Genomic DNA, 19830 nt, shown 5'->3' with positions numbered 1-19830 from the left:
TGTAGTGGGCCATGGCAAAATCCGGATTGATCTTCACAGCCTGGCGATAGCTGGCCATGGCGTCTTCAAATTGACCCTGTTCCTGCAAGGCGAAGCCAACATTGTAGTGGGCCTCCACATCACCCGGATTAATGTTCAGGGCGTGACGGTAACAAACCAGGGCTTCTTCAAACCGGCCTAAATCCTTAAGCGTGTTGCCAAGGTTATTGTGGGCTTCAGCAAAATCCGGGTCGATGGCTATTGCCCTGCGGTAGCTGGCGACGGCTTCATCCAGATTTCCCCGGGCATGAAACGCACTGCCAAGGTTAGCGTGCGCTTCAGCGTAATCGGGTTCTAGCTCGATGGCCCTGACGCAACTGGCGACGGCATCATCAAGCCGCCCTTTTTTTTGCAAGGCGGGGCCCAAATTGGCATGAAAGGCGGCCTTATCAGGGTTGGTGCGAATGGCTTTCTTGATCAATTGTATGGCTTGATCGTTACGGCCAATCTGGAAAGCGATCAAGCCCAGCAAATGATTGGCCTCGCCGTGATCTGGCTGAATGTCGAGAACCTGCCGGTACAGGGCTTCCGCCTCACTCAGCTTGCCGGCACGATGCGCCTGAACTCCATTGTGAATAATGTCGTCGAGAAATTCCTGCGGCATGTCAGGCTGGGCCCCGGCGCCTTTTTTTCCGGCCTTTTTTCGAGCCATTTTCTGTTGTTGACGTTTTTGCGCTCTGTTCACTGATCTAACCTACTTCAGGGCCGCTATCAGCGGCTGCAATTGGGTTTCATAGCGTTTCCATGCCTGTACAGAATCCTTATACATGGGTTGCCTGACCTGAACGACACTGACCGTTCTCACCGGTCGTTCGGTTTTATAAAATGACAGGCAGGCTTCATCAAAGGGCAAGCCGCAGGCATCCAACAAGCTGCGTATCTGATTTTCAGGATCAGTGACCAGCTTTTCATAGTCAACATCATGAACAAAGCCCGGCAGAACACCATGCCAGTGCGCCATCAAATCCCTATATAATTTATGGTAAGCCCCCAATTCTGTCATTTCATAGGCGTAAGGATGTTCACCAAGAAAGTAATTTTTGAAAATCGATAAACAGGTATCAACGGGGTCGCGACGACAGTGAATGACCCGTGCCGTCGGGAGAATCGCCTTGATCATACCGATCAGCGGAAAGTTACCGGGTAATTTATCGGTAACATACCGTGCCGAGGATGAATGGATGCGCAGTTTTTCGACATAATCCGCTCCCATACTGGAAAATTCTTCCATATCCTGATCAAGAACCGAACCAGGAAACACCCTGGATTTGACCTTTTCATGACGATGACAAACCGTTGACAGGTCCATCAATTCGCCAGCACCGACGACAAGCGGATGGCTGGCCAGGATTTGCTCAACCAGAGAGGTTCCGGAGCGTGGCATTCCGACAATAAAAATCGGAGTCTCGTCCTGACAACCCCACTCTTTTCGAAGATCAAAAAAAGCTGTGTCGAACGTCTCTTTTAGATGGCTGAAATAAGTCTCGTTAAGTTGCGTTGCATAATCATAAGACAAGCGTTTCAAACGGTTGCCTTCCAAAACGAAGTCGAAAGATTTTTCGTAGTCTTTCAAATCCTCGTAAGCCTTGGCGAGCCCGAAACTGAGATGCATTTTTTCCGTTTCCGGCAGATTTGGCCGCTCGAGCAAATTCTCCATCGCTTTCATTTCCTGACTGTATTCAGTGTTTTTCTGCGATGTGATCAAATGGCGATAGGCCTCAACAAAATCCGGTTTGATCTTGATGGCGCGTCGGAAGGAAGCGTGGGCCTCCTCCATATGGCCTTGTTCTTCCATCACATTACCCAAATTATTGTGGGCTTCGTGGAAGCCGGGGTTGATTTCGATGGCTTTCCTGAAGGTCTTGACGGCGTCACCTAGTTGCCGCTTATCCTGTAAGCACAAACCCAAATTATTCAACGCAATGATGTGATCGGGCTGAATGACGAGGGATTTGTGGAAACAGGTTATGGCCTCGTCCAACCTGTCGAGTTTATGCAGGGATTGACCCAGATTTGAAAGCGCCTCGCCACGGTCAGGGTTGATTTTCAGGGCCTGACGAAAGGCTTCACTTGCCTTGTCCCACATTTCCTGGCGTTGCAGGGCTAGGCCCAGGTTAAAATGAAAGGCGGCAACCCCGGGATTTTCTTTGATGGCCGTGGAGATCAGCTCCACAGCCGCCTCGAAATGTTCAAAATGATGGGCGATCAGGCCAAGAAAATGGTTGGCGTCGGCATGGCGCGGGTCTGCTTGCAGGATTTTCCGATAGCCGACCTCGGCTTCTTCAAGTCGCCCGGCCTGATGGCTGTTAAAGGCTTCCTGCAACAATTGCTGCAGGTCCTGGTCCGCCGATCTTTTGCCACGATTCTTTTTTCCCGCCAGGCTTTTTTGCCGACGAAGAGACTTTCTGTTCATTGCTGTATTACTCGAACTTATGCGGCTTTATTGAGAGTGTCAGCCGGAAGATCGCCCATTTTCTTCAACAGATATTCCAGGTCCTCGGATTCAAACTCGACGCCCAGATCTCCGTACTGGGTTAAAATCCGTTCGATCATGCGCCGGGAATAACGTTCCCGGTCATTTTCCCCGCCATCATATTCAACCTCACTGGCAACATCTATGGCGGCACGGGCGGCCGGAAAATAACTATCCGGCATTCCGGCCCGTTTGAAAGCCGCTTTCAGCCCAAGCGGCCCTGAATCATGGATGACGACCCGGACATTGACCAGCGAGATGCCGATCTTTTCGGACAGAGCGAATTCAAAGAAATCAATATCACCCATGCACAGGGCGCGCAGCATGATCGATGGAGTCAGACGGTCATTTTCATGCAATTGAGCAATCAGCTTTTCCAGGTCCGTTTCATCACCTTCTGCTGACAGGCCAATCACCGCCCGTTCCCGGCTTTGCAAAATCAGGTCGGTGGCAAGATCGTCACCAATTTCATGGCGCTTGGCCAATTCCTCTTTCATTTTCTCGGACACTGTGGTCAGCAAACGCTCGGCAACCGTAACCGGCAATTTCGGCCTGAACACCAGGGCATCCTTGATATTTTCGTTGTCTGAAAAATCTTCGACCACCCGCTGTAGATCGCCTGTAGAAATTTCGGCGCCGTCATTAGCCACCAGACTGGTGACCACTTCCGCATTTTCGGTGCGAACCAGAGCCGATGAAACAGATTCCGAGACGTTTCCGCGCTGCGCAATGGCAACCTGCTTGGCCGGACCCTGCGAGCGAACGATTTCGATCAGGTCTTCATCGGACAGCACTTCTGAAAACTGCAACACCGGCAAAGAGACCGAATCCACGTCCTTGGCAAGGCTGATGGCGACATCATGGGGAAGATCGGGATTTTCCTTCAAATTCAGGGATAAGGCTTCACGGACGCGGACTTCGGCGTCTTTAACCATAATGCGGAAAATATCCTGCGCCATTTTCCGCTCGTGATCACTCAGGTCACCTGAACTAAAATCATGGGCGATTTTCGCTGCCGTCTCAGCCCGGGCATCACCTGAGGTATCGCTCAACAGTTTGGCGACATCTTCTTCCGTTAGGTTCTTGCTCGACATTCGCAAATCCAGTTTATAAATAAACTTTAAGGGCAGATACATTTAAGCAGAATCAGCCCCGTCAGTATCCTGATTTATTAAGAGTATAGGCATCCCTTTGGTTCATTGCCATTCTTAAACAAGGACCATAAAGCGACATTAACCCTAAAAATTAAATTAAAAATCAACGGGTTGGCGAAAAAGTTGCCATGTGGGCTGCCGATATTGTAATAATAGCCGCTCATTTATAAATTTCTACGACCATCAAGAACTTGGGAGATGTGAATAATGATTAAGGGTAAATTCCTTGCCTTCGGCCTGGCAACAGTAATGGCGCTAGCCAGCAGCGCGGCTTTTGCTGATGGCGATGCGAAGAAGGGTGAGAAGGTTTTTAAGAAATGCAAAGCTTGCCACTCTGTCGATAAAGGCAAACATAAAATTGGCCCGTCGCTGGCTGGTATTATGGGCAGAAAGGCCGGCACGACCAGCTTTAAAAAATATAAAGCCCTGAAGGGTGCTGATTTCAAATGGGACGATGATAATATTTCCGATTGGATTGAAAACCAGAAGGATTTCCTGAAGGAAAAAGGTCTTCCGACGAAGACGGCCATGAAGGTCAAAATCAAAAAGGAAAAAGATCGCGAGAATTTGATCGCGTATTTGAAATCCCATTAAGGGACCTTTAGAGCAAATAAAAACCCCGCCTTGTTCAAGGCGGGGTTTTTTTTTATCTCTTATGATTACGCCCCGGCCTGGGCAAGCGCGCTATCAATGGCCTGTCCCAATTTATCGACGACTTCGTCAATTTCAGAATTATTGATAATGAACGGCGGCGCCAGCAGAATGTGGTCGCCACGAACCCCGTCAGCGGTTCCCCCGTCCGGGTAACAAACAAGCCCGCGCGCGAAAGCCTCGGCCTTGATCCGTGCCGCCAGTTTCAAATCCGGATCAAAGGGTTCTTTCGTCGCCCGGTCCCTGACCAGTTCAATACCACGAAACAAACCACGACCGCGAATATCGCCGACATAGGACTGATTACCAAATCGCTCAACCAGGGCGTCGGCCAGAACCTCACCTTGTGTGTTTACCGCCTCCAGCAGATTGCGCTCCTCGATAACCTGTTGCACCGCCAGGGCCGCCGCACACGCGGTCGGGTGCCCCATGTAAGTGTGGCCGTGCTGGAAAAATCCCGGGCCATCGCGAAAAGCGGCAAACAGTTTATCCGATACCATGGCCGCTCCGATCGGCTGATAGCCCGCCCCAAGTCCCTTGGCCATACAGAGCAGGTCCGGCGACACCCCTTCTTGTTCGCAGGCATACAAGCTGCCCGTCCGCCCCATGCCGCACATCACTTCATCAAGAATAAGCAAGACGCCGTATTGATCACAAATTTCGCGAATGCGTTTGAAATACCCTTCGACGGCACAGGCTGCCCCCAGCGTTGCCCCGACCACCGTTTCAGCAATAAAAGCGCAGACCGTGTCCGGGCCCAGTTCAAGAATTTTCTGCTCCAGTTCGCCGGCTACTCTCAAGCCATAATCAACATCACTCTCACCATCATTTTTGCCCCGGTAAGGATAACAGGGCGAAATGTGATGGGTATCCAGCAGTAAAGGCTGATAAGGAGCGCGGCGATTAAGGTGACCACCAACGGACAACGCGCCCAGGGTGTTGCCATGATAGCTTTGATGACGTGCGATAATATGGCGACGCTGCGGCTGATCGATCAGGGTGACATACTGACGGGCCATCTTGATGGCCGCTTCAATGGCTTCGGAGCCTCCGGAAACAAAATAAACCCAGTTGATCCCTGCCGGTGCTTTTCTGATCAGTTTTTCCGCCAGTTCTTCTGCCGGGGCAGAGGTGAAAAAACCGGTGTGGGCGAAAGCCAGCGACCCGGCCTGTTGCTGGATTGCGGCAATGACCTGATCATCACCATGGCCAAGGCATGACACGGCAGCACCGCCCGATGCGTCAATGTAGCGTTTGCCTTCTGAATCAATCAGATAGACGCCTTCACCTGCAACCGCTACCGGCATTTTGGATTTGATACGGCGTTGGAAAATACGGCTCATGTTATTGCCTCTGATGGCTTGTCTATTTATGCTGCGACGATAGCGCTACACTGGGATCAGGTACAATTGTAATTTTTTAGAAATCAGAGAGACCATTAAATCCATGGACATCAAAGACCATATTCGCTCAATCCCCGATTTCCCCAAGCCGGGCATTTTGTTCTATGACATTTCAACCCTGCTCGCCCATCCCGACGCATGGCAGGTCGCCATGGGGCGACTGGCGACAATCATTCGTCGTTACCAGCCCGATGTTCTCGCCGGAATTGAATCCCGGGGCTTTCTTGTCGCTGCCCCATTGGCGCTGAAACTGGGATGCGGTTTCATCATGGTTCGCAAACCGGGTAAGTTACCGGGCCAAACCATTTCCCATGAATATGAACTGGAGTATGGCACCGACACCATTCAAATTCAGGACGACGCTATTGAGCCCGGACAACGGGTTGTTATCCTGGACGATATCCTGGCCACCGGCGGCACCCTTGCCGCCTCGATCACCCTGTTTAGGAAAGTCGGAGCCGAAGTCGTTGGCAGCGCCTGTATTCTGGAGCTTGATTTTCTTAACGGGCGGGAAAAGCTCGACGGCGTTCCCTTCGATACACTAGCCAGCTACAGCGATTAGCAAACGTCGCCGACATGCCTGATGACTTTCTTCATTACACTTGGCAGGGCGTGCTTCGAGAACTGATCAGGGCTGCTCCAGACCCCCGAATTGGTTTTCCTCTGGTGCGTATGCGTTGAGAGCACGATCAAGTGTAAATGGAAGTGGGTGAACGTATGGCGGACGGTGCCGGGCACCCTTGTCCAATCCGCGATCACCGGGGCTTCCTTAATCGCCTCCTTCACGGTCGATTTCCTATCACGCCAGTCGCTGGACGGGATTTCCATCATCCCGCCAAGCAAGCCTTTTTCGGCCCGACGGCGCAGCAGAACCCGGCCCTCGTCATCCTTGATCCAGAAAACCACCCCATGCCGTACGGGCTTCGGCTTTTTGATCGCTTTAATCGGTATCCGGTCAACCACACCAGCTTTCAGAGCGGCGCATGAACCACGCCACGGGCACTGATCACAAAGCGGCTTTCCGGGCTTACAGATGGTCGAGCCCAGATCCATTAATGCCTGCACCATGTCGCCGGGTTTTTGTGCCGGTATCAAGGGCGGAAGAGCCTTGCCAACATCGCGACGCAAACCGGGCAAAGGCGTTTCCAGTTTCATCAGGCGCGCAATCACCCGGGCGATATTTCCATCGACCGGGGCGCTGGGTCGGTCGAAAGCAATGGCGGAGATGGCGGCGGCGGTGTAGGTGCCGATGCCTGGCAGGCGTAACAGTTGTTTTTCACCCTCGGGGAAGCGACCGCCAAAATCTGTGACCAGAACCTGTGCGCAACGATGTAAATTGCGCGCCCGGGCGTAGTATCCAAGTCCCTGCCAAGCGTGAAGGACATCATCCAGGTCCGCCGCCGCCAATTTGTCCAATGTCGGCCAGCGCCGGATAAAGGTTTCAAAATATGACCTGACGACCACCACCGTCGTTTGCTGCAACATGATTTCGGACAGCCAGACCCGGTATGGATCCGGGTTCTCGGTCCGCCACGGCAAATCACGCCTGTTGTCCCGGTACCAGTCAAGCAAGCTGGTTATTAATTTTGAAGACTGTCTCATAAAAATGCATTCATTGAAGCGTCATACCATTTTCACTAATAATGGCCCATAGAGAACGCTTGGGGGAAAGTGAAAATGGGCGATACGACGGAAATTTATCTTTGCAGGGTCGGACAGAGCCTCAAACAGGGTCAGGTCGAATACTCTGACTCGGTCACCAATAAGGCCGAAGCCGAGGCCGACGCCATCCAGCGCTGCAAGTGGAACAAAAAGCTCGCCAAGATCGCCTATTACGCCGTCAACACCGAAGGCGATTTCCGCATCATTCTGACCTACAACAATCCCAACATCGACAATGATGAGCCGGAAAAACCGAAAAAGAAAAAGAAGAAACCGGTAAAAAAACCAGGCTTTGTCAAACGGGTCATCAAGGCCGTGACCGGCAAGGACACAAAGAAAAAGACCAAATCCAAAAAGGCAAAGACCAAATAAACCTGATAGGCGCGGTCTTTTAAAGTCGTGTTAAGATCATGCCGATAAGGTTGATTGGGTTTTAAAAGTGGACGCGAGAACAAATGGCTAAGAAAAAATCACCGGCCTTAAGACTGTTTATAGCGATGGCCATCGGCCTGTTCGTGATCGAGATGATGATTGAATTGTCCACCGGCACGACGATGCTGGGCGGCAGGAATGGCATCTTCATCAGCAAGACCAACTTCGATGCGACGATGGTCAACTCTAAAATGAAAGCGCGGGTGCGTGTTATCACGGCCACAGACATCTATGAAAACCCCGTCTTAAGCTCCAGAACGGTTGGCGTCCTTAAGGTCGGCACCAAGTTAAGCATTATCGGCAAAACAACCGTTGGCAAGAAGGTCTGGTATCAGATTCAGCGCTTCGGCGGCAAAATCGGCTACGTCATTCCCGAAACTGTTGTTAAGCAGTAAGAATTGGCAACACCGGCGGCGGGCCGCCATTTGCCATGGCGAGAATGGCGCGGGTCAGGTGTTCCGGTTCACCGACATCACCAAATTCAAACAACATCCGGGCTTTGTCCCGCATTTCATCGACTGACAGACAATCTTCCGGATCACCTTTGCAATGGCTGCGAACGGCTGACAAGTGGGTGCCGTCGGCCATGGTCAGGGAAACCGCCGCACCCCAGTCCTTGGGATAGGCCGAAACGTAAGGTTCGCTGGCCCTTAGTGAAACTCTGTCCCTGCAATCAGCCAGATCGGTACGGGGTTGCTTCTCAAAAACCCCAAAATCAAGCCGCCCTATGTTCAAGGCTGCCACGACACAGTGCTGTAGCGAAAACTTGGCCTCGTAAACACTGTCCGGCGCGGGCCTGTCGCAAATATCCAGGGCCGCCTGATATGTCTCGACAACAATCGTCTCGATCAGGGCCGGATCAATTTGGCCGGAAAGTTCGAGCGCGGCGTCAATCGCCGGATGGGTATGGCGGCAACACGGCCATGGCTTGATTGAGGTTTCGTGCAGTTGCCACGGTTGCTCAGGCCCGGCAAGAAGCGCTGCAGGATCGGCATCGGGACAGGCAGCGGCGAACAGCCCGCGCTGACCTTCCAGAATTTGCGGTGGCCCGGAAAACCCAAGGGCCGCCAGTTCCGCGGCAACAACCCCGGCCTCCGCCCCGCGTCCGGCGTGCAAATGCTTGCTCATAGCCCCGGTATCGAGAAACTGCCACAAACCCGCGGCCTGGGTTCCGGCATTGCCAAGCGCATCGACGCAGGCGTCTTCATCAAGTCCCATTAAACAGGACGCCGCCATGGCCGAGCCGAACGGTCCGCATGTCGCCGTCGAATGCCAAATCCGGTAGTGCTCCTGACCAACGGCCATACCGACCCGGCATGTCGCCTCGAACCCCTGCAGGACGGCGCGCAGAAACTCTAGGCCCGCAACACCGGTTTCATCTGCCAGGGCGAAAACCGCCGGGACAACAACACAACCAGGATGAACAACCGAAGCGCGATGCAGGTCGTCCATTTCGAGAATATGGGTCAAGCCCCCCTGCAACAGCGCCATCCGTCCCGGATCAGCCGATGCGTTCAGTCTTTCGTTCAGTGCCAGCAATTTTTTCCCGGGTTCGGTTCGCCTTCCCGCCAGGGCATTGGCGACAGCGTCCAGGGTAAACAGGGCCGCCGCGTCAAGATCGCTCTGATTGATCTCTTTACCCCGGATCAGGCGGACAAGCTCTCTGGTCAGGCTCATGGTTTGTCTCAATCATCAAAATATTCGCCAACAGCACACTTGTATAATTATCACGGCAGTGGCACTAAGGACGAGACTTGAAATCGATTCGTTGCCCATTTGGGAAACGTTCGCTTCAAATAACAAAAAACAAGAATTGGCGAACGTTTACGTGTTTTTCGAATACAGCATTCTTGGTGCGAGCCTGCTTGGCGTCCTGATATCGTTGATTTATTGCGGTGTTACCGGTATTTCGCCAATTCCCAGCTCGTCACCGTCGCGGGCCTGCATTCTTGAAAACCTGCCTGAAAACCTGACCGGAAATGTCTGCGAACTGGGCGCCGGTTGGGGAACCCTGGCTTTCCCCATGGCGACCGCCCTTCCCGAACTTGAAATCATTGCCTTTGAGCTATCACCAGTACCGTGGCTGTTCATGCTGCTTCGCGATAAATTAACGCGACGCAAAAACCTGACCATTCACAGACGTAATTTCTTCAAAGACAAATTTAACGACGTCTCGCTTGTCGTTTGTTATCTGCATTCGGAATGTCTTGATAAACTGCGGCCTAAGATGGAATCCGAACTAGAACCGGGCACCCTGGTGCTCAGCAATACCTTTGAAATTCCGGGCTGGATACCTGAGACGATTCATCGTCTTGAAGATTCTTTCTGTCCCCAGGTCTATGTCTACCGGGTTCCGCCTAAAACCGTTTGATGACGAGAGACGTTATGTCGTCTGACTGCGGCGCGTCGCCGGTAAACATATTGATAAAGGCGAAAACGTTATCACTGATGGCGTGAGCCGATAGCGACCTGTTTTCCAGCAGGTAATCAATCAGGCGCTGGTCGGAAAACTGGTTGCGGTTGATGTCAAAGGCTTCTGTGACACCGTCCGTATAGAAAAAAATAGCCGCCCCGGGATCAATGCTGATCGTCTCTTGCTCATACGGGATTTCATCCTGAACGCCAAGCACAACACCGTCACCACCGCTTAAAGGAACGATGTCGCCGCCATCGCCGGGAATCAGGTAAGGCGGAAGATGGCCGCCGTTGGCATAGCTCATCGTCCAGTTTTTGGTGTCGAGAATGCCGTAAAAAACAGAAACGAACATGCCCGGAATATTGTGTTGATAGAGCAGTTTATTGACTTGTTGCAGACACGCGCCCGGTTCAGGTTGGGTCGCGGCGGTTGCCCTGATCAGGGTTCGGGCGACAGCCATAAAAAACGCAGCCGGCACCCCTTTGCCTGAAACATCGGCGACGATCAGGGCCAGTTTATCCTGGCCCAATTCAAAAAAATCATAAAAGTCACCGCCAATATCCTGGGCTGGTGTGGTTCTGGCGAAAACATCAAAATCATCTCGCGTGGGAAAATCACTGGGCAGGATTCGCTGTTGAAGATCCCCGGCAACGTCAATTTCCCGCCGGATCGCCGCCAGTTCGGATTCCGTACGCCAGGCTTTTCGTCTCGCCTCGCAATCCATGTAGACCTTGTCAATGGTGGCTTGCAGATCGTCCATGGAAACCGGCTTGGTTAAAAAATCGACAGCCCCTTCGTTCATGGCGCGGCGGATAACCCCCAGATCACTGCCTGTGGTCAGGGCAATGCGCGGGATCCGCAAACGCTCACCTTTCAAGCGGCGAAAAAGTCCCATGCCGCCAATGTTATCGCCATCAATGGCAACGACGGCAATGTCGATATCTTGGTCGCGGCTCAGAACCTCAAGGGCTTCATCATCGGAATGGGCAAAGCAGTACTCATCGCTTACGCCAGCTCCAATCAGGACTTGCAGTTGGGGATCATCGTCTATGACGAGGGTCCTGGGCATACGAGATTCTCCCAATCAAAGGGCCGAGGCAGATTAAAAACGATCCGGGAAGTCTGTGAAAATCCCGTTCACTCCCCAGTTGGAAAGAACCCGGGCCCGTTCCGGATCGTTGAGCGTAAAGGCGCGCAGGTCATATCCAGCATTGATAATGGCGGCGGCTGACGTTTCGTCAAGAAGTTCATGGCGGCAATGCAAGGCGGCACAATCCAAAGACCGCAATTTACTTTGCCATCCCTCAAGAGTTTTCCAGACATTCAGAGCGCGCGGAATATCAACCACACAGTCGCGAACAACCTCTAAAGATTGTTCACTAAAACTCGATATGATCGGTGTCGGCAGCACGGCTGGCCACTGACTTTTAATCATTTGCGCGCTCAAACGAGCGGTTTCCTCCTCCCGGCCTTTGGATGATTTGATTTCGATAACAGCGCCCAAACCCAGTTCCTCCAGCAGTTCAAGGGCCTTTGAGAAAAGCGGAATTTTCTCACCTGCGAACTGATCTGAAAAACGGCTTCCGGCGTCAAGGTTCTGTAAGTCCCGCCAATCCATATCAGCGACCAGGGCGTCCGTTCCGGTTGTCCGCAACAGGTTGTCGTCATGGAATAGGATCACCTGATTATCAGCGCTTAACTTGCTGTCGAATTCGACCCATAGAGCCCCTTTTTCGGCTGCCATGCGGATGGATGCCAGGGTGTTTTCGGGGGCATCGCCGCAAGCGCCACGGTGGCCAATGACAAAAGGCGTGTTCACGTTGGACTCTCCATAGGCGGTTCTACCTGCTTATCCTTACCTCCGCGCTGGTTTTCACGATGGAAGATGTAGAGCCCGCTAGCGACAATAACCAGCGCCCCCGATACGGTCCACAGGTCGGGTAAATCGGAAAACAGGATAAAGCCGAACATCGTCGCCCACAGCAAATTGACATATGTAAACGGTGCGACCGTCGCTACCGGGGCCGCCTGATAGGCTTTAATCATCGAAAAATGACCAAGATTGGATGTCACACCCATTCCCGCCATCATCAGCCAACCTATCGCCTCTGGCGTTTGCCAGTAAAAGCCGACCAGGGCGGTTGTGATCAGCATTCCCGAAGATGCCGTGTAGAGCAGCGTTGTCATGGCGTCATCGGTGCGGCCAATAAAGCGCGTCGAAATTTGATAAAGCGCGTACAGACAAGCTGCCCCAAGGGGGAAAAGTGCGGCAGTTTGCATGCCCCCGAAACCCGGACGAATAATAATCAGGGCGCCCATGAAGCCAACGACGATACCGGCCCAGCGCCGAAGCCCGACGTGCTCGCCCAGCACCGGCATGGAAAGCGCTGTGACCAAAATCGGGGCGACAAACATGATCGCTGAAATATCTGCGAGCGCTAACTGGGACAGGCCAAAGAAGAACATCACCGATGTGCCAAGTAATAAAAGCGAACGCAGCAGTTGAATTTTAAGTTTGCTGGTCACCATCACCCGCCGCAGCCGGGGACCAATAAAAATAATCAACAAAAGGAATTGGAAAAAATAACGCGCCCAGACGACCTGCATGACCGGATAGTGCCCCATCAGCAATTTTGCCAAGGCATTGGTACCCGTAAACATCATCATCGCGCTGAGCATCCAGAGGATGCCCTGACGCGTATCGAGGGGGTGTGAAGAGGTGGAGGCAGTCATAGTGGTCGTCCTGAGAAGAAGTCGGAGCAAAACCTAACATGCAGGCGAGGCGTCCGCTACGTTGAGTTGCAGGAACTCGAAAAATGTTATTTACGATTTAAAATAGTATATTAAAAATAATTAACATTAAAAATTTGTTGACTCTAATTTTAATCCTATTTTATATTGTATTTACTAAATTATTCACTTTTAATAAGTGTGATTAAAAAATGAGCATGATTCAGTCTCCCTTACCCCTTGTTTTTCTTGGTGATTTATCCGATTACCGGGACGGCCTCGACAACTATGCCAGCGGTCGCTGGAGCGAGGATCGATGGAAAACCTTTCGCCTTCGCTTTGGAATTTATGCTCAGCGTCAGGCTCAATCCTACATGATCCGCTCCAAAATACCCGGCGGCCGGTTGAGTTTCGCCCAGGCCCGGACGGCGGCGGCGGCAAACGAGGCGCATTGCGGCTCGGACATCCACTTGACCACACGCCAGGATTTGCAGTTTTATTTTCTCAAATTACACGCAACGCCAACTTTTCTTGAGGCCCTGTACCGTGGCGACATCACCACGCGGGAGGCCTCGGGCAATACATTCAGGAATGTGGTCGCCTGCCCTCTGGCCGGAATTTGCCCTCATGAGAGGACCGATGCCGGTAAGGTCGCGGAAATTCTTTCGACCAACTGGATCCGTCATCCCCTGGTTCAACATATGCCGCGGAAGTTCAAAACAACGGTTTCGGGTTGCGCCCACGATTGCGGCGCCAGCGCGATCGATGATCTTGGTTTCATCGCAACGAGCAGGAACGATCGGCAGGGGTTCAAGGTTGTCGCCGGCGGCGGCCTTGGCAACAGGCCCCATACTGCCGTTGTCGTAGAGGAGTTCGTCGAGCCTGAAGATTTATCCGCCGTTCAGGAAGCATTTGCCAGGCTGCACCACGCTCACTCCAACAGGGAAAACAAAAACGTTTCCCGCATCAAATTCCTTGTCGACAGGTACGGCGAGGAAGGTTTCGTTGCCCTTTTCAAAGAGCAGTTCGCCGCTATCAAAGCCCTGAACGGCGGCCAAAGCGAGAATATATCGTGGCGCGATCCGAGCGCCGAAGGCTCGCCGCCATCACTTCACGATGGTGTCATTGCCCAGCATGACGGGCGGATCGCCATTGTCGTCAGGCCGCCCCTTGGCATGATCGATTCCAACCGCCTTGTGGCATTAACCAATATTGCCGAAGAACTGGCAGCCGTTGAATTCAGACTGACCCGCGATCAGAACTTCCTGGTCGTTGGCCTGCCCGAGGAAAATCGGGCGGCCTTTCTCGCGCGGACCAAGGGACTTGGTTTAGAGGCAGGTGTGAGAGGGAATATTCTGTCCAATCTGGTTTCCTGCCCCGGAACCAGCACCTGCACCATCGGCATCACCAATTCCAATGCTCTGGCAGGTGAAATCCTCAAAGACAAGGACGGATTTGGCGAAACCCCAGAAACCACAATTCGCATTTCAGGATGCCATAACTCCTGCGGCCAACACCACATAGGTGATTTTGGTCTGCACGCGTTGGCGAAAAAGATCAATGGCAAGAGCGCCCCGCATTACCAGTTCCATATTGGGGGTGATGCCTCTCAGGCGCAGGCATTCGGTCTTGCCGGTCCCGTCGTTCCGGCCCGCTTGGCGCGGGCGGCGCTGAAGAAACTGATTGGCGCGTATTCCAAAAACCGGAATGAAAGCCAGAGTGTCCGTCAATGGGTGGAAAAAATTGGCATCGAAGGTCTGGAGACCCTTCTTCAGGAATTTACCGCCGGTGGCTACAACACGCAGGACCCTTCACTGCTTCTCGATGTTGGCAGCGACGAGACGTTCTTCCCACCACTTACGGCGACTGGCGAATGCGCCGCTGCAGCCGTCGTCGGTGAATATCTTTCCGATCTTGCCGAAACTGCCTCTCTGGATATTTCCCGTCATCTGGCCGTGAACAACAGGACGGCAGCCATTGATGCCGCCCGCGACGCGGGGGCTTTTGCTCTCAAACGCGTGTTGTTGATTGCCGGGATTGAGCACAAGAATATGGATATTGCCGTGTTGCGGGCTGATTTCATGCGCCGCTTCGGCGGTAATCCACTGGCTGTATCCGCCCTTGACGGGTTTTTTGTGGCGCTTGCCAATGCTCAACAAGGCGAGGCACCCCACACCTGGCAGAAAGCCGTAAGAAACTGGCTCATCATCGCCGGTGATCTTGCCGAAACCCTGATCCCGGAAGATCAACCAATGAAGGCCCCGGCATGAACAACCTGGCAGCAAAGGCCGCAGAGGAAGGATTTTTCCGGACCCAGGAATTGATCGAAAGGTTTCTCCCGCTTGATGCCGAGGAACAACTCGACATCATGATCAGGCAACTCTTTCCGGGACGCATCGCAGTATCATCTTCCTTTGGCACCGAATCGGCCGTTTTGCTCGATATGGTGGCCAGAATCGATCCGGCGACGCCTATCATCTTCATTGATACCGGAATGCATTTCCCCGAAACCCTGGCATACAAGGAATTACTGCAGAAAAGGCTGGGGCTGACGGATATCCGAAAAGTCGGCCCGACAAATGCCCAGATCAACGAATTGGATCCGCACAGTCGTTTACATGAGCGCGATCACGATGCCTGCTGTTTTTTGCGAAAGGTCGGTCCACATCAGATGGCGTTGCAGGGTTTCGACGCCTGGATTACCGGACGTAAGCGCTACCATGGCGAGGCCAGAACTCTCTTGCCGTCCCTCGAACCAGCCGATGGGCGCATTAAGCATAACCCCCTGGCCGCTTGGTCCGGAGATCAGATCGACGTTGCCTTCATTCAACGTGGCCTTCCGCGTCACCCCCTGACGTTTGCTAATTACCTGTCACTGGGATGCGCACCCTGTACAGAAAAAACCACTTGTGGTGGCAACATCCGGGCCGGTCGCTGGGCCGGTTCCGTTAAAACGGAATGCGGAATACACAACCCAACTCAGGAATAGATTAATGTCCCAAGAAAAAATCATAACATCGACGAATATTCACGCTGTCGAGCATCGGGTGGCGGTGGGCAGCAGATGGCGCAAAAATGGCCATCGCGGAGGCGTTCTCTGGCTGACTGGACTTTCCGGATCGGGCAAAAGCACCCTTGCCATGGAACTGGAGCAGGCACTCCATTACGACGGCTATCAGGTTTATGTGCTTGACGGCGATAATGTTCGCGGCGGTCTTAACGCCGATCTGGGTTTCTCGCCTGACGACAGGGCCGAAAACATTCGCCGGATTGGCGAGGTAGCTGCTTTGTTCGCCGATGCCGGCGTTATTGTCATCACGGCATTCATCTCGCCCTACAGGGAGGATCGGGAACTGGCAAGGTCTGCCGGTGAGGATCAATTTCACGAGATTTTCATCGAAGCCGACCTGGACACTTGCGAAAAGCGTGATCCGAAGGGCCTGTACAAAAAAGCGCGGCGCGGGGAAATTCCGGAATTTACCGGCATTTCGGCGCCTTACGAGGAACCGGAAAATCCGGCATTGACGATCAACACATCTCAACTATCCGTGCAGGCGGGGCTCGACGTGCTACTAGATTACATAGAAGAAAATTTCGCCGAAAAGCAGGTCGTAGACAGCGCTGCTTGAAGTTCTATCGCTCGCCCATGGCGCCGCTCATATTATTGAGAAACGGATCGGCCATATATTCAAGCACCGTTCGCTCGCCAGTGTGAATGCTGGCAATCACCTGCATACCAGGGAACAATCTGTATTGCAGGGCGCCATGTTGGAAACGATCACTCACCGTTTCGATCCGAACTTTGTAATAAGGCTGGCCATCTTCGGTGATCAACGTATCGGGGCTGACGGTGGTAACAGTGCCATCAAGTCCCCCGAAGCGCATGGCGTCCGCCGAGGTCAATTTGATCAGCACCGCCTGACCGGACTGAACATAGCCGATGTCCTGAGTCGGAAGGCGGGCTTCGATGATCAGGCGATCATCGACCGGGACAACATCAACAACAGTTTGCCCCGGTTTAAGAACGCCGCCGACCGTTGTCACATGAAGGGTCTTGATAACCCCGTCAACCGGGGAACGTAAAACCGTACGCGCCAGATTATCTTCAAATTTCTGTTCACGCTGGCTTAGCTCATTAAAGCTCAGCCTTGCCGATTCCAGCTCCTTGCCCGCTTCTTCCAAGAAAGCTGTGTGAATGCCGTCCATATTGGACTCGGCTTCCTTCAATGCAGACTTGGCCCGTTGCAGGGCGGCGCTGTCTTCTTCCCGGCGACCCTTGATGTTGCTGGCCTCTTTAAGCAGGTCCAGATGATTGTAGCGATTTGTCAAATCTTCCTTTAGCAGTTCATTGCTGATGGCGATCTGTTCTTCCATCAACTTCAGACTGTTTTGCTGGTTTCTGAGCCTGGCGCTGATCTCGTTGATTTCCTGCGAGCGTTGAGCAATGGCCTGATGTTGAGAGGCAATGCGGTTTTGCTGTGATTTTTTACGACTGTTAAAGCGGACCAGGGTTTGCTTGACCATGCGCGGGTTATCGACCATCAGGTCAGCATCGAAGGTCGGCTTTTCGGCACCGCTGACCTCGGCTTCAAGGCGGGAAATTTCGGCCCTGAGTGACAACAGGCGAACCTTGATTTCACCGACATCGGCGCCACTTTGTGTGTGTTCCAGAACAATCAGTTTCTGTCCCTGTTTCACCTGCTCGCCTTCAGAGATGGAAATTTCCCTGACAATGCCGCCTTCCAGGTGCTGAACGATTTTTACTTGTGACGACGGGATCACCTCACCACTGGCCAGCGAAACGATGTCCAGGGTGGTTTCCGATGCCCAGATATAAAACCCCAGACAACTGGCGACGCAAAGCCCAAGTAACAAATGGGTGTCGCGTCCGGCTTCACTGTCCTTGACCGAATCCGGGTTTGCCATGGCATCCATACTCATGATGACAAATCCTCCTTCTTGGCCACTGTTTCAACAGGACGTGGCCGTTCGGTAACCCGCGGGACCGGTTTGACATTCAAATCAATGGCAACTTGCGCTCCCTTGACGATTTTCGGATCATGGGAGACGACGATGATCGTCCGTCCGCGTTTGGCCAGATCCTTCATCGCTGCATAAACGCAACTGACGCCTTCAGTATCGAGGCCTTCGGTCGGCTCATCAAAAATCACCAACATGCCATCGGTCAGCAGGGCGCGGGCAAGCGCCAGCCTGCGACGAATGCCAAGGGAAAGATTGCGGCCGTTATCGGTGATCTCGGTTTCAAGACCCTTGGGGCTTTCATCCAGATAGTTCACAAGTCCGGCGGCAGTGATCGCCTTGGCCAGGTGCTCGGCGCTGGCCTCAGGATTAACGGTCATCAGGTTTTCGCGGATCGACGTATTTAGCAGGGTCGGTTCCTGGGGCAAATAAACAATCTGTTTGCGCCACCATTCGGGCGAGGCTTGTCTTAAATCCAGTCCGTCGACCAGAATTTGTCCGCGTACGGGTTCTATAATGCCGGTGATAAGACGGGAAAGAGTGGTTTTTCCTGAACCGTTTGAACCACTAATAACCAGAATGGCGCCCGGCTTAAGCGACAGAGAAAGGGATTCGAACAGGGGTGTCGCACCACCGGGAAAGACAAAGGCGACATCTTTGAATTCCAGGCCACCCAAATATTTGGTTTTAATGGAACCGCTATCGGATTCCAGTGGCAATTTTGCGAATTCTCTTAAAATGGACAGGCTTTCGCGGGCTTCAGCAAACGTCGCGCCCAATTGGGCAAACCGCGATATCGGCATAAGGGCGCGAGCACCCAGAATATTTGCACCAATCATTGCCCCGACGTTGAGGTCACCCGCAACAACCATGGTCGCGCCAGCCGTAACGATCAGGACACTCATCAGGGCGGTTGCCGTCTGAACGATGATCTGGGTGCCGCCCTGGCGGGTTTCCATTGCGCGGCGCAATCCCTGCACGCTTTCAAGCTGCTGTTGCCATAATTTGCCCAGAAAAGATGATGCGTTAAAAGCCCGCACCGTATCGATTTCGGCGGTCGCACTCCTGATCAAGGCGTTGCTGTTGCCCGATGCAGACAACAACTGGCGGGTGTCCTTTTGCAAGCGCGCCGCACTAAGGGTGCCGTAAATAAAGACCGCAACCGCAAAAAAGCCGACAATACCCGATAGAAACGGGTTGATGAAAAAAAGAACCCCGACAAACAAAAAGGCGAAAGGGACATCGAAAACAGCGCCAATATTGCCTGACCCGAAAGCCTTTTCAATGGAGGAACTGGCGCTCATAATTTGCTGGCGCTGACCTTGCGGAATCCGCTCAAGGGCCCCTGCCCTGACCTTTAGCAAAACATTGAAACCGGCACTGGCAATCGCCTGATCCGGTCCTGCACTGACCGCCCGGGCCAGCCGCATGCGCAGCCGCCTGAAAGCATATTCAAGAATGATCGCCAGAAGAACCCCGGTGAACAGGGTCGTCAGGGTCGCATCAATGCCGTGGGCGACATAACGATTTAGCACCTGGATAACAAAAAGTGTCGTCGCCAAAGCAAGAATGTTGGCGAACAAGGATGCCAGAGCAATTTCTAAGCTCAGGCCGGGCTTCAGTTTCAAACGGCGAAACAATTCATTCATAGAGCGGCAACATCCTGATAAATAACATCAAACGCATGGTAGCCAATCTTTGGCCGCTTCTGAAATAAAATATGGAAATGGAAAAAAGGGTGCTGCCTAGCGCGTCAGCGCATCTTCATCCAGCTCACCCATGGCGTCGAGCAGGGTGAAGACGGCGATGGCGATGTCGATTTCGGCTGAAGCGGCGTCAGAGCTGGAATTGATCAGCGCCGTCTCGCCACTGAGCACGTCAAGCAGGGAC

General features: G+C 52.9%; 20 protein-coding genes. 8 read left to right on the top strand and 12 right to left on the bottom strand.

Going from position 1 to position 19830, the window contains the following annotated elements:
* The 3 genes from HOL66_13955 to HOL66_13945 form a co-directional block, all read right to left on the bottom strand.
* A partial coding sequence (locus HOL66_13955) for a tetratricopeptide repeat protein (protein ID MBT5245337.1) occupies positions 1–724 on the bottom strand: 724 nt, incomplete at its 3' end.
* Positions 725–733: 9 nt separating this feature from the next.
* Positions 734–2452, bottom strand: coding sequence for a tetratricopeptide repeat protein (locus HOL66_13950; GenBank protein MBT5245336.1), 1719 nt, complete (start codon positions 2450–2452; stop codon positions 734–736).
* Positions 2453–2469: 17 nt separating this feature from the next.
* Positions 2470–3606, bottom strand: a complete 1137-nt coding sequence (locus tag HOL66_13945) for a DUF2336 domain-containing protein (protein ID MBT5245335.1) — start codon at positions 3604–3606, stop codon at positions 2470–2472.
* 267 nt (positions 3607–3873) lie between these two features.
* Between HOL66_13945 and HOL66_13940 the strand changes: the two genes are divergently transcribed.
* Positions 3874–4260, top strand: a complete 387-nt coding sequence (locus HOL66_13940; GenBank protein ID MBT5245334.1) for a c-type cytochrome — start codon at positions 3874–3876, stop codon at positions 4258–4260.
* 65 nt (positions 4261–4325) lie between these two features.
* Here the strand turns inward: HOL66_13940 and HOL66_13935 are convergent, their stop codons facing one another.
* A complete protein-coding gene (locus HOL66_13935) occupies positions 4326–5660 on the bottom strand; it encodes an aspartate aminotransferase family protein (protein ID MBT5245333.1) in 1335 nt (444 codons plus the stop codon).
* 103 nt (positions 5661–5763) lie between these two features.
* Between HOL66_13935 and HOL66_13930 the strand changes: the two genes are divergently transcribed.
* The gene (locus tag HOL66_13930) at positions 5764–6282 is read left to right on the top strand and encodes an adenine phosphoribosyltransferase (GenBank protein MBT5245332.1); all 519 of its coding nucleotides are present in this window, start codon (positions 5764–5766) and stop codon (positions 6280–6282) included.
* Here HOL66_13930 and mutY read toward each other — a convergent pair.
* Entirely contained in the window at positions 6279–7322 is a 1044-nt protein-coding gene (gene mutY, locus HOL66_13925) for an A/G-specific adenine glycosylase (protein ID MBT5245331.1), read from the bottom strand. The genes HOL66_13930 and mutY overlap by 4 nt on opposite strands.
* Before the next feature lie 75 nt (positions 7323–7397).
* Between mutY and HOL66_13920 the strand changes: the two genes are divergently transcribed.
* Together HOL66_13920 and HOL66_13915 are read left to right on the top strand one after the other, a co-directional pair.
* Positions 7398–7754, top strand: a complete 357-nt coding sequence (locus HOL66_13920) for a hypothetical protein (GenBank protein ID MBT5245330.1) — start codon at positions 7398–7400, stop codon at positions 7752–7754.
* A gap of 83 nt (positions 7755–7837) precedes the next feature.
* Positions 7838–8209 carry an SH3 domain-containing protein gene (locus HOL66_13915; protein MBT5245329.1) on the top strand — a complete coding sequence of 124 codons (372 nt, stop codon included), beginning with the start codon at positions 7838–7840 and terminating at the stop codon, positions 8207–8209.
* Here HOL66_13915 and HOL66_13910 read toward each other — a convergent pair.
* Positions 8199–9491 carry an MmgE/PrpD family protein gene (locus HOL66_13910; protein ID MBT5245328.1) on the bottom strand — a complete coding sequence of 431 codons (1293 nt, stop codon included), beginning with the start codon at positions 9489–9491 and terminating at the stop codon, positions 8199–8201. The genes HOL66_13915 and HOL66_13910 overlap by 11 nt on opposite strands.
* 151 nt (positions 9492–9642) lie before the next feature.
* Here HOL66_13910 and HOL66_13905 point away from each other — a divergent pair, with 151 nt between their 5' ends.
* The gene (locus HOL66_13905; protein MBT5245327.1) at positions 9643–10185 is read left to right on the top strand and encodes a methyltransferase; all 543 of its coding nucleotides are present in this window, start codon (positions 9643–9645) and stop codon (positions 10183–10185) included.
* On the opposite strand, the gene HOL66_13900 is transcribed toward HOL66_13905, so the two are convergent.
* From HOL66_13900 to HOL66_13890, 3 genes are read right to left on the bottom strand one after another with little or no spacing between them, the layout of a single operon-like run.
* Positions 10172–11299: a SpoIIE family protein phosphatase gene (locus HOL66_13900; protein ID MBT5245326.1), complete on the bottom strand. Its 1128-nt coding sequence runs from the start codon at positions 11297–11299 to the stop codon at positions 10172–10174. The genes HOL66_13905 and HOL66_13900 overlap by 14 nt on opposite strands.
* A 33-nt stretch (positions 11300–11332) precedes the next feature.
* Complete coding sequence (locus HOL66_13895; GenBank protein MBT5245325.1) at positions 11333–12049, bottom strand: glycerophosphoryl diester phosphodiesterase; 717 nt, start codon at positions 12047–12049, stop codon at positions 11333–11335.
* Positions 12046–12963, bottom strand: a complete 918-nt coding sequence (locus tag HOL66_13890; protein ID MBT5245324.1) for a DMT family transporter — start codon at positions 12961–12963, stop codon at positions 12046–12048. The genes HOL66_13895 and HOL66_13890 overlap by 4 nt, the downstream gene beginning before the upstream one ends.
* A 209-nt stretch (positions 12964–13172) precedes the next feature.
* On the opposite strand from HOL66_13890, the gene HOL66_13885 reads away from it, so the two are divergent.
* The 3 genes from HOL66_13885 to cysC are packed head-to-tail and all read left to right on the top strand — an operon-like array spanning position 13173 to position 16589.
* Positions 13173–15230, top strand: coding sequence for a nitrite/sulfite reductase (locus HOL66_13885; protein ID MBT5245323.1), 2058 nt, complete (start codon positions 13173–13175; stop codon positions 15228–15230).
* Positions 15227–15949 carry a phosphoadenylyl-sulfate reductase gene (locus tag HOL66_13880; GenBank protein ID MBT5245322.1) on the top strand — a complete coding sequence of 241 codons (723 nt, stop codon included), beginning with the start codon at positions 15227–15229 and terminating at the stop codon, positions 15947–15949. Before HOL66_13885 ends, HOL66_13880 begins: the two co-directional genes overlap by 4 nt.
* A 4-nt stretch (positions 15950–15953) precedes the next feature.
* A complete protein-coding gene (gene cysC, locus HOL66_13875; protein ID MBT5245321.1) occupies positions 15954–16589 on the top strand; it encodes an adenylyl-sulfate kinase in 636 nt (211 codons plus the stop codon).
* A gap of 4 nt (positions 16590–16593) precedes the next feature.
* Here the strand turns inward: cysC and HOL66_13870 are convergent, their stop codons facing one another.
* The 3 genes from HOL66_13870 to HOL66_13860 form a co-directional block, all read right to left on the bottom strand.
* A complete protein-coding gene (locus tag HOL66_13870; protein MBT5245320.1) occupies positions 16594–17886 on the bottom strand; it encodes an HlyD family type I secretion periplasmic adaptor subunit in 1293 nt (430 codons plus the stop codon).
* 11 nt (positions 17887–17897) lie between these two features.
* Positions 17898–19589, bottom strand: coding sequence for an ATP-binding cassette domain-containing protein (locus tag HOL66_13865; GenBank protein MBT5245319.1), 1692 nt, complete (start codon positions 19587–19589; stop codon positions 17898–17900).
* Between the two features lie 96 nt (positions 19590–19685).
* Positions 19686–19830: outer membrane efflux protein (locus HOL66_13860; GenBank protein ID MBT5245318.1), on the bottom strand; the 145-nt coding region annotated here is incomplete at its 5' end.

Source organism: Rhodospirillaceae bacterium, from assembly GCA_018662005.1.
Classification (GTDB): Bacteria; Pseudomonadota; Alphaproteobacteria; order Rhodospirillales; family JABHCV01; genus JACNJU01.
Note: the sequence above shows the minus strand (reverse complement) of the source record. Positions and strands in the feature narration are given on the sequence as shown.

Excerpts from the sequence above, each read along its gene's own strand:
- HOL66_13950 (MBT5245336.1), bottom strand. The coding sequence starts at position 2,452 with ATGAACAGAAAGTCTCTTCGTCGGCAAAAAAGCCTGGCGGGAAAAAAG.
- HOL66_13945 (MBT5245335.1), bottom strand. The coding sequence starts at position 3,606 with ATGTCGAGCAAGAACCTAACGGAAGAAGATGTCGCCAAACTGTTGAGC.
- HOL66_13940 (MBT5245334.1), top strand. The coding sequence starts at position 3,874 with ATGATTAAGGGTAAATTCCTTGCCTTCGGCCTGGCAACAGTAATGGCG.
- HOL66_13935 (MBT5245333.1), bottom strand. The coding sequence starts at position 5,660 with ATGAGCCGTATTTTCCAACGCCGTATCAAATCCAAAATGCCGGTAGCG.
- HOL66_13930 (MBT5245332.1), top strand. The coding sequence starts at position 5,764 with ATGGACATCAAAGACCATATTCGCTCAATCCCCGATTTCCCCAAGCCG.
- mutY (MBT5245331.1), bottom strand. The coding sequence starts at position 7,322 with ATGAGACAGTCTTCAAAATTAATAACCAGCTTGCTTGACTGGTACCGG.
- HOL66_13920 (MBT5245330.1), top strand. The coding sequence starts at position 7,398 with ATGGGCGATACGACGGAAATTTATCTTTGCAGGGTCGGACAGAGCCTC.
- HOL66_13915 (MBT5245329.1), top strand. The coding sequence starts at position 7,838 with ATGGCTAAGAAAAAATCACCGGCCTTAAGACTGTTTATAGCGATGGCC.
- HOL66_13910 (MBT5245328.1), bottom strand. The coding sequence starts at position 9,491 with ATGAGCCTGACCAGAGAGCTTGTCCGCCTGATCCGGGGTAAAGAGATC.
- HOL66_13900 (MBT5245326.1), bottom strand. The coding sequence starts at position 11,299 with ATGCCCAGGACCCTCGTCATAGACGATGATCCCCAACTGCAAGTCCTG.
- HOL66_13890 (MBT5245324.1), bottom strand. The coding sequence starts at position 12,963 with ATGACTGCCTCCACCTCTTCACACCCCCTCGATACGCGTCAGGGCATC.
- HOL66_13885 (MBT5245323.1), top strand. The coding sequence starts at position 13,173 with ATGAGCATGATTCAGTCTCCCTTACCCCTTGTTTTTCTTGGTGATTTA.
- HOL66_13880 (MBT5245322.1), top strand. The coding sequence starts at position 15,227 with ATGAACAACCTGGCAGCAAAGGCCGCAGAGGAAGGATTTTTCCGGACC.
- cysC (MBT5245321.1), top strand. The coding sequence starts at position 15,954 with ATGTCCCAAGAAAAAATCATAACATCGACGAATATTCACGCTGTCGAG.
- HOL66_13870 (MBT5245320.1), bottom strand. The coding sequence starts at position 17,886 with ATGGCAAACCCGGATTCGGTCAAGGACAGTGAAGCCGGACGCGACACC.
- HOL66_13865 (MBT5245319.1), bottom strand. The coding sequence starts at position 19,589 with ATGAATGAATTGTTTCGCCGTTTGAAACTGAAGCCCGGCCTGAGCTTA.